Genomic DNA, 12,729 nt, shown 5'->3' with positions numbered 1-12,729 from the left:
TTCCTCCACCCTGATTTTTACGCGATTTTCCAACGTTTATTTTCAAAATAAACCGAAACATGGGCGCAAAATGTTCCCATAGTGGTTGAAAGTGGGTTAAAGTGGAGCTGCGTGTCACGGAGGGGAAGGGAGGTGTGGCATGTTCCTGGGAACGTACGAGCCGAAGCTCGACGACAAAGGGCGTGTCATTCTGCCTGCTCGTTTCCGTGACGACATGGAAGGTGGAATCGTCCTCACCCGTGGTCAGGAACACTGCATCTACGCATTCCCTGCCCATGAGTTTGAGTCCATGGCACAAGAACTGATGCGCGCGCCCTTGTCATCGAAACAGGCGCGCGACTGGGTTCGCGTCATGCTCTCAGGTGCCTACAAGGAAATTCCAGACAAACAAGGACGCGTTGTCGTTCCAGCTGACCTGCGAGCATACGCCGGACTTGACCGGGAACTCACAGTCATCGGAGCTGGCGCACGTGCTGAAATCTGGGACACCACAGCGTGGCGCGAGTACCTCACCGTCCAAGAAGATGTTTTCGCCAATACAGCGGACGAAATCATCCCCGGAATGTTCTGACCCCACCGTGCCCTCCGCCCGACGCTCTGACATCACTTCCCCGATGGCAGATCGGCGGGGGAGAAGCAGGTGGGAAGAACGCACACAGGCAGATCACGGACAAGGAGGCAACGTGAGCGCAGAAACTACACGCGATGCAGCTCAGCTGCACACACCCGTCCTTGTCGACCAGTGCATGGATCTGCTCGCCCCTGCCCTCACTCGGCCCGACTCTCTTCTGATCGACGCCACCTTGGGAATGGGCGGTCACACGCACGCAGCCTTGACACGCTTTCCCCATATCCGTGTGGTCGGAATTGACCGCGACCCGCAGGCCATTGCGCTGGCAAGCGAACGTCTGCGCGAATTTGGACAGCGCTTCGAAGCCGTGAAAACAACATACGATCAAATCGGCCAGGTCATTGACGACCACTCGGCAGACGGACTGGCGGATGCCGTCCTGATGGATCTGGGCGTCTCCTCACTGCAGCTCGATGAGACAGAGCGAGGCTTTTCCTACGCGCATGACGCACCCCTCGACATGCGCATGGACCCGACCCGTGGACGCAGCGCAGCCGAACTCATTGCAGATGCGAGCGTGCAGGAACTGACGGACATCCTGCGCACCTTCGGGCAGGAACGCTTTGCGCACCGCATCGCCACGTTGATTGTCAACGAGCGCGCCGAGCAGCCCATCACGAGAACCGGACAGCTGGCGGATCTGGTCAAACGCGCCATCCCTGCGCCGGCACGCCGCACGGGCGGAAACCCCTCCAAACGCACGTTCCAGGCGCTGCGAATTGCCGTCAACAACGAGCTGGACATTTTGCGGGCCGCCATTCCGCAGGCACTGAGCCATCTGCGCGTGGGCGGACGAATGGTTGTCGAAGCCTACCAGTCCCTCGAAGACCGCATCGTCAAAGAGATCTTCGCTCAGGGCGCCCGTGACAATGCGCCGCCCGGACTGCCGGTGGTGCCTGAGTCCATGAAGGCGACACTGACACTGGTCACACGTGGCGCTCTTCAAGCTGACAGCGCTGAACAGGAATCCAACCCTCGATCACGATCCGTGCGCGTGCGCGCCGTCGAAATCCGTTCCCCATGGAGGCCACAATGACAAACGAAGCAGTGGTGCGTACACGTCCAGCATCCCGTACCCGCGAGACGCTGCGGCCCACCCTGCACCTGATCGAGGGAAAGATTCCGCAGCGCTCAGTCATCCCGCTCGCACTCCTGGCGATCGCGATTCTGCTGGCGGCAATTGTCGTGCCGCTGGTCGTCAACACGCAGATGGCTGAAACTGCGTTTGAGATCAGGGAGATGCAGCTGGAGGTCAACGCGCTAGATGCTGAAGCGTGGACCCTGCAGACGCAACTGCACAACGCATCATCACCTCAGGCCCTCGAAAAGTCTGCACGCGATCTTGGTATGGTTCCGGCAGGACCCACCGGGTTCGTCACGTTGTCGAACGGCACCGTCGAGGGCGGCCAGGCCGCTTTTCGTAGTGAATAACGCGCAGCTAGAAAGGCTCACTAGATGAACACTCGTGCGGGGCGGCAGGAGTCGGCTCGGCGCGCCCACTGGATCTTGTTCATCACCCTTTTCGCACTGTGCGCATGTGTGCTGCGCCTCTTCCTGCTGCAAATCGTCCAGGGGCCAGCTCTGGCTGCCGAAGGCCTCGAAGTGCGAACATCGGCCTCTGATATCACCGCTCAACGTGGCTCCATTACTGATGACACCGGAATCGTTCTAGCTGAATCCGTGCAGACTTACCACATTGCCGTCAACCAGATCAATATCCGCACCTACGAACATGACGGTCAGATCGGGCCGGCAGCAGCAGCCTCGCAGCTTGCTCCACTGCTCAAGATGGACCCGGTCGAACTGGGCGGACTGATGGTCGGTGATTCGACGTATGCCTACGTCAAGAAGAACGTGGATGCGGTGACCTATCGCAAGATTCGTGCCATGGACATCTACGGCATTGAGTGGGAATCAGCTTTTGAGCGCACCTACCCCAATGGCTCGACCGCAGGCCCCGTCATTGGCACCATCAATGCCGAGGGGGTCGGCGCCTCCGGTCTTGAAGCCACGATGGATCAGATTCTGCAGGGCAGCGCCGGACGTGAAGCCTTCGAAATTGCTCCGAACGGCGCCATTATGCCGGGCGGAAAGCACACAGTGGTTGAACCGGTCTCAGGCGGATCGGTGCGCACAACACTTCGCGCCGACCTTCAGCATGGTGTCCAGGAAGCCCTCGATGCGCGCGTGAAAGCACACAGCGCCGACTGGGGTGCCGTCGTCATCACCGACGTGAAGACCGGACGAATCCTCGCCCTGGCTGATTCCAATTCCACCGCGCCCAACAGTGCCACACTTCAGCCGGTTTCCGCCGTCCAATATGCATTTGAACCCGGATCGGTCGGCAAGGTCGTCACCGTGGCCACAGCCCTGAATAAGGGCACAATCACCCCGACCAGTGAATTTACCGTGCCCTACTCTCTGGACGACCTGCCGGGAGCTGACGGCCCGATTAGTGACTTGCACGAGCATCCCACAGAACGAATGACGGCAACAGGAATCCTGGCAGAATCATCCAACACAGGCACGATCCTGATTGGCCAGACCGTTGACGATGCCGACCGGTATGACATGATGCTGAAACTGGGTCTCGGTGCCCCTAGCGGCATTGAACTGGCCGGCGAATCATCCGGCGTGGTTCGCACACCCGACCAGTGGATCGGACGAGACAAATGGGTGTCCATGTTCGGACAGTCCTACTCCATGACAGCCGTCCAGGAAGCCACGATGATGGCCACAATCGGCAACGGCGGCGTGCGCATGCCGCCACGCATCATCGACTCGTGGCAATTGGCCGACGGTACTGTCCATACCCCCGACCCAGTCCAACCAGTCCAGGCGATGAGCGCACAGAGTGCATCCGACCTGCTGAAGATGATGGAATCGACCGTGGCGACGGACGTCGGCACGGGACAGACAGCCAAGATCGATGGATACCGGCTGGCCCTCAAAACGGGTACTGCTGACATCTTCGTGGACGGCGTGCCCGCAACCGTATCCACTGTGGCAGGTGTCCTCCCCGCCGAAGCGCCTCAGATCGCAGTGTCAGTTGTGCTCTACAATCCGAAAGTCGGAGTGATCTCATCCGATTCGGCGGCGCCCCTCTTCGCGGAGGTCGCCTCACAGGCGGTGCGAAATCTCGCAATTGCCGCATCACAGGAACAGGCAGAGCTATTCCCGCTCAGACCGGGCTCATGATAGAGGACAGGGACAACCTGCTGAAAGAAGGACGATGAACAGGCAAGCAGAATGGGTAGCCCGAGCAGTGGGCGGGCAGATGATCGGCCCTGACGTGACGATCACGGGATCAGTGGTCACCGATTCGCGTGAAGCAACCGCAGGATCGCTCTACGTCGCCCGTCGCGGCGAGAACGCCGACGGGCACGACTTCATCGCCAGTGCACGAGACAACGGAGCGGTGGCCGCCCTGGTCGAACGTGAAATACCACAGGCCGGACTGACCCAGATCGTCACCCCCGAATCGACCGAGGCGCTCGGCGTCCTCGCCCATGCACATCTGGAGGACCTGCGACAGGCAGGCCCCCTCGATGTCATTGCTGTGACAGGGTCCGCCGGAAAAACCACCACCAAGGATCTGCTTGCTGCGCTCATGGCGACCGACGGGCCGACCGTTGCGCCCAAACTGTCCTTCAATAACGAGGTTGGCCTGCCACTGACCGTCCTCAAGGCCGACGAACACACACGTCACCTGGTGCTGGAAATGGGTGCATCGGGGCCCGGACATCTGCGCATGCTCACCGGCATTGCCGCTCCGGATGTGGCGATTGAACTGATGGTGGGCACAGCGCATCTGGGAGGCTTTGGATCGCGCGAAGCCACCGCCTCCGCAAAAGCCGAACTGATTAAGGGCATGAAACCTGACGGGACAGCTGTACTGAACGCTGATGATGACTACGTGGCGGCGATGGCTCAGCGTGCGCCAGGACGCATCATCGGATTCACCACGCGCACTCAGTACCCGCAGTTCACCGACACGTGGATCCGCGCGGAAAACATTACGATCGACGCTGACGAACGCGCCGCATTCGACCTAATCACACCCGAAGGACGTGCTCACGTGCACCTGACATTGGTGGGTGCGCATCATGTGCACAACGCGCTGGCAGCCGCAGCCGGAGCATACGCGTGCGGCGTCGACACGCAGACCATTGCGCAAGTCCTGACCGCTTCGGGGCCATCATCACCACATAGGATGGACATCGAGACAGTCACGCTGGACGAGGGACGCACCATCATCCTGATCGATGACGCCTACAACGCCAACCCGGATTCCATGCGCGCAGCACTGACCGCTCTGAAGCATCTGGGTGCTCAACGCAATGCGCGAACCGTGGCAGTGCTGGGCGCCATGCTGGAGCTGGGGGAGCAGTCCGAGGCCCTGCACCGAGACGTTGCCCAAATGGCACTTGATGCAGGCGTGTCCCATATCTTCACATGGTCAGCTGATGCGCAGCCACTTGCCTCCCACGCGCAGGCGAAAACAGATTCAGGCACCGAAGTGACATACAGTGAAGACTGGAATGAGACACTGGGCGAACTCACCAGCGCCGTTCGTGACGGCGACATTGTGTTAGTCAAAGGCTCATACGGATCTCATGCGTGGCAGATTGCCGCAACACTGATGGAAAGCGGGTGCAGTCGATGATCGGGGTTATTGCGTCATTCGCGGTCGGCCTGGTGCTCTCACTGGGCCTGACACCCCTGTTTATCCGATTCCTTGTCCGTCACCAATACGGACAGTTTATCCGCCAGGACGGCCCCACCCAACACCTGACCAAACGTGGCACACCGACAATGGGTGGCGTTGTCTTCATCGGCGCCACCATCATCGCGTGGCTTGCCGGCAACGCCGTAAACCGCACGCTGCCCGCCTATTCATCACTCCTGCTCGCATTCCTCTTTGTCGGCTTGGGAATCGTCGGCCTGCTCGACGACGGCATCAAAATACGCAAACAACGATCCCTTGGCCTGCACGCAGGTGCGAAGATCATCATGCAGGTGGCGATCGGCTCCATCTTCGCCATTTTGGCACTGATGCGACCCAACGAACACGGCATCACACCTGGATCGACGGCGATATCCGTGGCACGTCCCACCGGTATCGATCTGGCGTTCGTGGGCATCATCGTGGGCGGCATCTTGTTCGTCCTGTGGGTCAACTTTCTGGTTGCCGCATGGTCCAACGCCGTGAACCTGACAGACGGCCTGGATGGTCTGGCGACCGGCGCATCAATCTTCGTCTTCGGTGCGTACGCGCTGATCTCAGTTTTTCAGGTGACACAGTCGTGCTGGGGAACGACGATCAACACGGCAGCCTGCTACACGACCCGTGACCCCTTGTCACTGGCAATTTTCTGCGCCGGCCTGGTGGGAGCACTGGCCGGCTTCCTCTGGTTCAACGCCTCACCCGCACAGATCTTCATGGGGGACACCGGATCTCTCGCCCTGGGCGGCGCAGTCGCCGGCATGTCGATTTTCACGAACACGGAGTTCCTGGCCGTTATCATCGGCGGGCTCTTCGTCATCATCACGATGTCTGACGTCATCCAGATCAGTGTGTTCAAAATGACGCGCAAACGTGTCTTCCGCATGGCGCCGCTTCACCATCACTTCGAACTCAAGGGCTGGAAAGAAATCACCATCGTGATCCGTTTCTGGCTGATCGCCGCACTCCTGGCAGTGATCGGCGTCGGCCTGTTCTACGCGGAGTGGGTGTCATGGCTGTAATGGAACAACTGCCCCAACCCGGTCGTGCAGCAATCATCGGATGGGGAATGTCCGGTCGGGCCGCGGGCCGCGCCCTGAGTTCACGAGGCTGGGACGTCACGGGCTTCGACCAGCACGACGTTGCCGAAAACAACGACCGTGTCGAGGTTATCGCTGACGCCGATGAACTGGCCACACGCGTCGTGCAGACCGCGCCCGACCTGATCGTCATGTCTCCGGGAATCGCACCCCACGAGCCAGTATGGCAATCGGCATTGTCCGCGGATATCCCAATCGTCGGCGAGATGGAACTGGCGTGGCTCCTGCAGGAATCCGGCCTGCATGCAGGCCGCCCCTGGCTGATGGTCACCGGTACGAACGGCAAGACCACAACGGTGTCGATGCTGGCGGCCATGCTGCGCGCAGGCGGAGAGAATGCCCTCGAAGTAGGCAATATCGGCGTCCCCATCACGCAGCTCATTGACGATGATGCTGACGTGTTTGCAGTGGAGGCATCCTCATTCCAACTGTATTCGACCCGCACCGTATCGCCGGAAGCGTCCGTTGTCCTCAACGTCGATGCCGACCATCTGAACTGGCACGGCAGTGTCGAGGCCTACGCGCAGGCAAAGGCACGCATCTACGAAAACACACGCATCGCATGCATTTATCCGTCAGCTGACCGTCGCATCGAAAAAATGGTGGAGAACGCGGACGTCATTGAAGGGGCGCGCGCCATCGGATTTACACTGGGCACCCCTGCTGTCTCACAGGTCGGCATTGTCGAGGACACCCTCGTCGATCGGGCCTTTCTGGATGAACGACGCACGCACGCATTGCATCTGGCTGAATTCGATGACCTCGTTCATGTCTCCGGTGCACAGCCCTCGCCCGCACTCCTGATGGATGCGCTGGCGGCCGCCGCTCTTGCACGCGCACACGGAGTGACGCCCGAAGCTGTTGCAGAGGGTCTGCGCACTTTCACGCAACCCGCCCACCGGCGAGCCATTATCTCGCACGCAGCGGACATGACGTGGATTGATGATTCAAAAGCCACCAATGCGCATGCCGCCGCTGCTTCCCTGGCTGGTGTCACGCCGGGAACTGCCATCTGGATTGCTGGGGGAGACGCAAAGGGGCAGAACTTCGACGACCTTGTCACCCGCGTCGCCCCGTTGTTGCGCGGCGTGGTGCTCATTGGCGTCGACCGGGCGCCTTTGAGGAACTCACTGGCGGCGCACGCTCCGTCGGTGCCTGTCGTGGAAGTCGATGGTCATGATGACTGGATGTTCTCGGTGGTGAACGAGGCGGTTGGCCTGTCGCGACCGGGCGACACCGTGTTGCTGGCTCCGGCAACCGCATCGTGGGATCAGTTCGACAACTACGGCCAGCGAGGCGATGTTTTTGCCCAGGCGGTGCAGCGCCTGGAAGACATGTGGAACACCAACAAGTAGGGGAGGCAGATTGTGGCGGACCAGGTGACCCGCAGTCCGCGCGAACGGCTGGCGCGCCTGTGGCATCGCATACCGGCGATCCGCTTCGGGCGGGAAGGCCAGTCATCTGCCGCGCGTGAATCCTCGCCTGTCACGTCCTACTACCTCGTCATCATCCCCGCAGTGCTGCTGGCACTGATCGGACTGCTCATGGGGTTTTCTGCCTCCGCCGTCACCAACATTGCCCAGGGTGAAAACCCCTATATCGCTTTCCTGAAGCCGCTGGCGCTGACGACAATCGGGCTCATCATGATGTTCGTGGCACAGATGGTGCCCGAGAAGGTCTACTACGCCGGAGCCCTTGTGCTGTTCGCACTCGCCTGCCTCCTCCAGGCCCTGGTCATGGTGCCGCTGTTTGGCCGTGCCGAGGGCGGCAACACGAACTGGATCCATATTCCCGGTCTGCCGTTCCTGATCCAGCCATCCGAACTGCTTAAACTGGCGCTCATCATCGCTTTGGCCCAGCTCGTCGCCCGCAGGGATTCGCGCCGTGATGACTTCAAGCAAATGGCGATCCGCTGTGGTGGTGCGACCGCCGTTGCGCTTGGCCTGGTCATGCTCGGACACGACATGGGGACAGCCCTCGTCGTCGCCACGTGTGCCTTTGGCGCGCTGTGGGTGGCAGGACTGCCCAGGAAGTGGTTCGGCTATGCGATCCTGGCAGCAATCCCGATTCTGGCATTCCTCGTCGTGCAGAACCCCACGCGACTGAGGCGCATCATCGCCATTATTCCCGGCATGGGGCCGGAGCGCTCCACCTCAGCTCCCGAACAGATCGACCACGCGCTGTGGGCATTCGGCTCTGGAGGGCTGATGGGGCTGGGACCGGGCGCATCGCGTGAAAAGTGGGAATACCTCCAGGCCGCGCACACCGACTTCATCCTTGCCATCGTGGGCGAGGAGTTCGGCCTGCTGGGCACATGCTCGGTCCTGGTTCTCATGATGCTGATGGTGTGGGGAATGGTGCGCGTCAGCAGGGAAACCACATCGCTTTTTGCCGCTGTTATGTGCGGCGGCATCGCATCGTGGATCGCTGTTCAGACCGTCATCAACGTCATGTCGGTAACCGGCATCGGCCCGGTGATCGGCGTGCCGTTGCCGCTGGTGTCCTCTGGCGGTTCGGCGTTCGTATTTACCGCTAGCGCTGTTGGGGTGGTAGCGTCATGTGCGCGCGCGAATGCTCGCATGCGAATGTTCGGCTCTCCCGACGAGGCTTCCGCAGGACGCGATCCACGCCGACGCATTCACAAGCGTCCCGCGCGCACACGACCAGTACGACAGGCACAGAAGGCGCGATGACACACACAATAGTTCTGGCAGGCGGCGGCACAGCCGGTCACGTCAATCCGTTGCTGGCAACGGCCACGTGCCTGCGTGAGCGCGGATGGGATGTGCGAATCCTCGGCACGCGCGAAGGCCTGGAAGCAGATCTGGTCCCGGCAGCAGGATTTGAGTTTCACGAAATTGAACGTGTGCCCCTGCCACGCCGACCCACCCCGGCATTGCTGACAGTTCCGCAGCGACTGCGCCACGCAATCGCGCAGTCCCGCAACGTGATCACAGGAGCTGACGGGTTGTTGGGTTTTGGTGGATACGTCTCCACCCCCGCCTACTTTGCCGCACGTTCAGAGCACATCCCGATCGCCATTCATGAACAAAATGCGCGCCCCGGCCTGGCGAACCGACTGGGAGCCAGATGGGCCGCCCTCGTCGCACTCACGTTCGCTTCCACGCCGCTTGCAGCACGACAGGGACGCACCGAGGTCGTCGGATTGCCCCTCCGCCCGCAGATCGCGCGCCTGGCGCATCTGCGAACCACCGACGAGGGTGCCCGCACCGCCCGCGTCGAAGGCGCGCAGCGCTTCGGACTTGACCCGGATCTGACCACGCTGGTCATCACGGGCGGCTCCCTGGGGGCGCTTCACATCAACACAGTCATGGCATCCATCGCCTCCGAGCTGCCTGAGGGCTGTCAGGTTCTGCACCTGACCGGTAAAGGCAAGGACGATGCCGTGCGTGCCAGTATTGACGAGGCGGGAGTGGCTCACCGATGGCACGTGGTGGACTACACAACTGACATGCATGATGCGCTGGCCGTGGCCGACCTGGTGGTCTGCCGCTCAGGTGCCGGCACCGTCGCGGAGCTGAGCGCCCTCGGACTGCCTGCCGTCTATGTCCCCCTCCCGATCGGCAACGGTGAGCAGCGTCTGAATGCGCATGACCACGTCGCAGCAGGCGGTGCAGAGCTGATCAACGACGCGCACTTCACCGTTGAACGCGCACGCACCGACGTCATGGGCATACTGACTGACCAGGAGCGCCTCAGCCGGATGCGCAGCGCGTCAGCTCATGGATCCTCTGCCAACGCCGCTGAGCGCCTGACAGACCTCGTGGAGGAGATGTGCAGATGAACGCGCAAACCGGTATCAGCACAGTTCATCTCATTGGCGTCGGCGGAGCCGGTATGAGCGTGGTGGCAGAGCTGCTTCATGCTCGTGGTTGTACCGTCAGCGGGTCGGATCAGAATCCGTCATCTGTCATTGACAGGCTTCAGGCAGCGGGAATTGACGCCTATGTCGGCCATGACGCCGATCGGGTCCCGGCCGACGCCACAGTTGTAGTCTCGACGGCAGTGCGTCCAACGAATCCGGAACTGGTCCGTGCCACCGAGCGTGGCCAGAGTGTTATTCACCGCTCCCAGGCACTTGCCTATGCCGCCAGGGGCATGCGTTTTGTCGCTGTTGCCGGCGCGCACGGCAAGACTACGACATCTGCCATGTTGACTATTGCGTTAGCTGAAGCAGGGGAGGATCCCTCGTGCGCGGTCGGCGGTATCGTGCCCCAATTTGGCACTGGTGCGCACCTGGGCGGCGGAGACATTTTTGTGGCCGAGGCAGATGAATCCGATGGCTCATTCCTGAACTACCATCCGACAGTCGCCCTCGTCACCAATGTTGAGCCGGACCACCTGGATCACTACGGCTCAACGGAGGCGTTCGAGCAGGCATTTGTGGACTTTGCGCACCGCATCGTTGCCGGTGGAACACTGGTGTGCTGCGCGGAAGATCGAGGTGCGCGGGCGTTGGCGCAGGCAGCTCGTCGCGATGGCATCACCACGCTGACCTATGGCCGCCCTGAACACTGTGAGGCGGTGCCGGATGTGACGATAACTGATGTTGCGACAACTGATCATGGCTCGAGCGCCCACCTGTGCGGACCTGACACGCTGGAGGCGACGATTCGCCTCGCCGTGGTGGGTGATCATAACGTGCTCAACGCGGCGGGTGCATGGGCGGCAGGATGCGCGCTGGGGGTCGATGCCGGCCGTCTTGCCAACGGTCTGTCGCATTTTTCAAGTACAGGTCGCCGATTCGAACTTCGCGGCCAGGTGGGCTCCAGACGCGTTATTGATGACTACGCGCACCACCCGACCGAGGTGGAAGCAGCTCTCAGGCAGGCCCGGATCGTAGCTGACGGCGGCGAGGTAACCGTCGTCTTCCAGCCGCATCTGTTTAGTCGCACACGTGCTTTTGCCCAGCGTTTCGCTGACGCTCTGGCGCACGCGGATCATGTGGTCGTCACCGATATTTACCCGGCGCGTGAAGATCCGATCGAGGGAGTCGACTCTGGATTGATCGTGGCGCACCTGCCTGGAGCCCAATGGATCCCGGACATGCATGAAGCTGCCCGCCTGGCAGCGCGTCAGACAGGAGAACATGGCATAGTGATGACCATGGGTGCCGGCTCAATCACGCAATGCGCGGATGACGTTCTCGATGAATGGCGCAACGGGGACGTGCAGTGAGGCAACCACCCCGGCCTCGCCCTCCCCACGAGCCTGCCGAACAGCCTGAACGCTCCACCGTGCATGATCGCCATGCAATCGGTGGGCGATCCGCATCAACGCAGCATTCCGAATCGAGCAGGCGGCCCGCCTCGACTCAGCGATCTGCGTCGGCCACGCGATCCGCGTCGGTGGAACGTATCCGCGGGCCACGCCAGATGCGCACGCCGCTGTCCTCGTCCAGTGCGGTCGACGCATTCGGCGAGCGGCGCGCGAGGGGCCAGAAAAACTCGAAGGTCACCCGTCTTGATGAACGACGCAAAGCACGTAGACGGCTGTCTCTTCGCACTCTGATGTCGATTATTGTCACTGTCCTCCTTGCTGCAGCGGCGATCTGGGCCATCTTCTTTTCGCCACTTTTCGCCCTCACGACCTCGCGCATCACCGTCGAGGGCGCGAATGACGTCGTACCGGCCGAGCAGGTGATTGCCAGCGTCGACGAATTCAGCGGAACCCCGATTACGCGACTGTCGATGTCATCAGTTGTGCAGGCTGTGAATTCGCTGACGCTGGTACGCGACAGCCAGGTGCAGCGTTCGTGGCCCGATGGGCTGACCATTACGATCACCGTTCGCAGGCCAGTGATGGCGGAAATGGTCGGTGAAAATGCCCGCGTCATTGACGAGGACGGCGTGGAGATACCCGGGGATCCGCCCGAGGGTCTGCCTGTTGTCGCGCTTCCATCTGAGGACCCTCTCAGAGCGCAGGCAATTGAGCAGGTCCAGACGGTGTGGGCGGCGCTCAGTTCTGAGCTGCGTCAGATGACAGGAAAGATCAGTGCCGACGGACAGCAGCTGACCATTACCTTGGCGGATAACCGTGTGGTGCGGTGGGGGACCCAGGATGATTCGGATCTGAAGTCACGCGTCCTGAAGGTTCTGATCGACCAACGACCTGCGCAGGTCTATGACGTAAGTTCTCCGACCCGGCCGGTCACGTCCTAGCGACACGCCCACATCTTTCCTTGCAGTTTGAGGTGTTGTTTCCTACCGTCTTTCCGGCAGAATACAGGAGAAACACCAACCTTCAACTTG

11 protein-coding genes are annotated in these 12,729 nt (G+C 61.1%); all 11 read left to right on the top strand.

Annotated features, from left to right (window positions below; genetic code table 11):
* Positions 1-139 precede the first annotated feature (139 nt).
* The 11 genes from mraZ to HMPREF2975_RS03920 all read left to right on the top strand — a co-directional run bounded on the left by mraZ (position 140) and on the right by HMPREF2975_RS03920 (position 12,639).
* The gene (gene mraZ / locus HMPREF2975_RS03970) at positions 140-571 is read left to right on the top strand and encodes a division/cell wall cluster transcriptional repressor MraZ (RefSeq protein WP_058236461.1); all 432 of its coding nucleotides are present in this window, start codon (positions 140-142) and stop codon (positions 569-571) included.
* A gap of 112 nt (positions 572-683) precedes the next feature.
* On the top strand, positions 684-1,667 hold the full coding sequence (gene rsmH, locus HMPREF2975_RS03965) for a 16S rRNA (cytosine(1402)-N(4))-methyltransferase RsmH (protein WP_070725897.1): 984 nt from the start codon (positions 684-686) through the stop codon (positions 1,665-1,667).
* Positions 1,664-2,062, top strand: a complete 399-nt coding sequence (locus HMPREF2975_RS03960) for a cell division protein FtsL (RefSeq protein WP_070725894.1) — start codon at positions 1,664-1,666, stop codon at positions 2,060-2,062. Before rsmH ends, HMPREF2975_RS03960 begins: the two co-directional genes overlap by 4 nt.
* A gap of 24 nt (positions 2,063-2,086) precedes the next feature.
* The gene (locus tag HMPREF2975_RS03955) at positions 2,087-3,829 is read left to right on the top strand and encodes a peptidoglycan D,D-transpeptidase FtsI family protein (protein ID WP_070725892.1); all 1,743 of its coding nucleotides are present in this window, start codon (positions 2,087-2,089) and stop codon (positions 3,827-3,829) included.
* 34 nt (positions 3,830-3,863) lie between these two features.
* Positions 3,864-5,297 carry a UDP-N-acetylmuramoyl-tripeptide--D-alanyl-D-alanine ligase gene (locus tag HMPREF2975_RS03950; RefSeq protein ID WP_070725890.1) on the top strand — a complete coding sequence of 478 codons (1,434 nt, stop codon included), beginning with the start codon at positions 3,864-3,866 and terminating at the stop codon, positions 5,295-5,297.
* Entirely contained in the window at positions 5,294-6,379 is a 1,086-nt protein-coding gene (gene mraY, locus HMPREF2975_RS03945; protein WP_070725888.1) for a phospho-N-acetylmuramoyl-pentapeptide-transferase, read from the top strand. The genes HMPREF2975_RS03950 and mraY overlap by 4 nt, the downstream gene beginning before the upstream one ends.
* Complete coding sequence (gene murD, locus HMPREF2975_RS03940; RefSeq protein ID WP_070725887.1) at positions 6,379-7,812, top strand: UDP-N-acetylmuramoyl-L-alanine--D-glutamate ligase; 1,434 nt, start codon at positions 6,379-6,381, stop codon at positions 7,810-7,812. The genes mraY and murD overlap by 1 nt, the downstream gene beginning before the upstream one ends.
* Positions 7,813-7,824: 12 nt before the next feature.
* On the top strand, positions 7,825-9,150 hold the full coding sequence (locus HMPREF2975_RS03935) for an FtsW/RodA/SpoVE family cell cycle protein (protein WP_227469203.1): 1,326 nt from the start codon (positions 7,825-7,827) through the stop codon (positions 9,148-9,150).
* A complete protein-coding gene (murG, locus tag HMPREF2975_RS03930; RefSeq protein ID WP_070725884.1) occupies positions 9,147-10,262 on the top strand; it encodes an undecaprenyldiphospho-muramoylpentapeptide beta-N-acetylglucosaminyltransferase in 1,116 nt (371 codons plus the stop codon). Before HMPREF2975_RS03935 ends, murG begins: the two co-directional genes overlap by 4 nt.
* Positions 10,259-11,656, top strand: a complete 1,398-nt coding sequence (gene murC / locus HMPREF2975_RS03925) for a UDP-N-acetylmuramate--L-alanine ligase (protein WP_070725882.1) — start codon at positions 10,259-10,261, stop codon at positions 11,654-11,656. The genes murG and murC overlap by 4 nt, the downstream gene beginning before the upstream one ends.
* Complete coding sequence (locus HMPREF2975_RS03920; RefSeq protein ID WP_193599979.1) at positions 11,653-12,639, top strand: cell division protein FtsQ/DivIB; 987 nt, start codon at positions 11,653-11,655, stop codon at positions 12,637-12,639. Before murC ends, HMPREF2975_RS03920 begins: the two co-directional genes overlap by 4 nt.
* Positions 12,640-12,729: the final 90 nt, after the last annotated feature.

This window comes from Actinomyces sp. HMSC065F12 (assembly GCF_001814535.1).
Classification (GTDB): domain Bacteria; phylum Actinomycetota; class Actinomycetes; order Actinomycetales; family Actinomycetaceae; genus Pauljensenia; species Pauljensenia radingae_A.
This window is presented reverse-complemented; position numbering and strand designations above follow the sequence as displayed.

Bases quoted from the DNA above. Each gene is read 5' to 3' on its own strand.
- mraY (WP_070725888.1), top strand. From the start codon at position 5,294: ATGATCGGGGTTATTGCGTCATTCGCGGTCGGCCTGGTGCTCTCACTG.
- mraZ (WP_058236461.1), top strand. From the start codon at position 140: ATGTTCCTGGGAACGTACGAGCCGAAGCTCGACGACAAAGGGCGTGTC.
- HMPREF2975_RS03955 (WP_070725892.1), top strand. From the start codon at position 2,087: ATGAACACTCGTGCGGGGCGGCAGGAGTCGGCTCGGCGCGCCCACTGG.
- murD (WP_070725887.1), top strand. From the start codon at position 6,379: ATGGAACAACTGCCCCAACCCGGTCGTGCAGCAATCATCGGATGGGGA.
- murC (WP_070725882.1), top strand. From the start codon at position 10,259: ATGAACGCGCAAACCGGTATCAGCACAGTTCATCTCATTGGCGTCGGC.
- HMPREF2975_RS03960 (WP_070725894.1), top strand. From the start codon at position 1,664: ATGACAAACGAAGCAGTGGTGCGTACACGTCCAGCATCCCGTACCCGC.
- murG (WP_070725884.1), top strand. From the start codon at position 9,147: ATGACACACACAATAGTTCTGGCAGGCGGCGGCACAGCCGGTCACGTC.
- HMPREF2975_RS03950 (WP_070725890.1), top strand. From the start codon at position 3,864: ATGAACAGGCAAGCAGAATGGGTAGCCCGAGCAGTGGGCGGGCAGATG.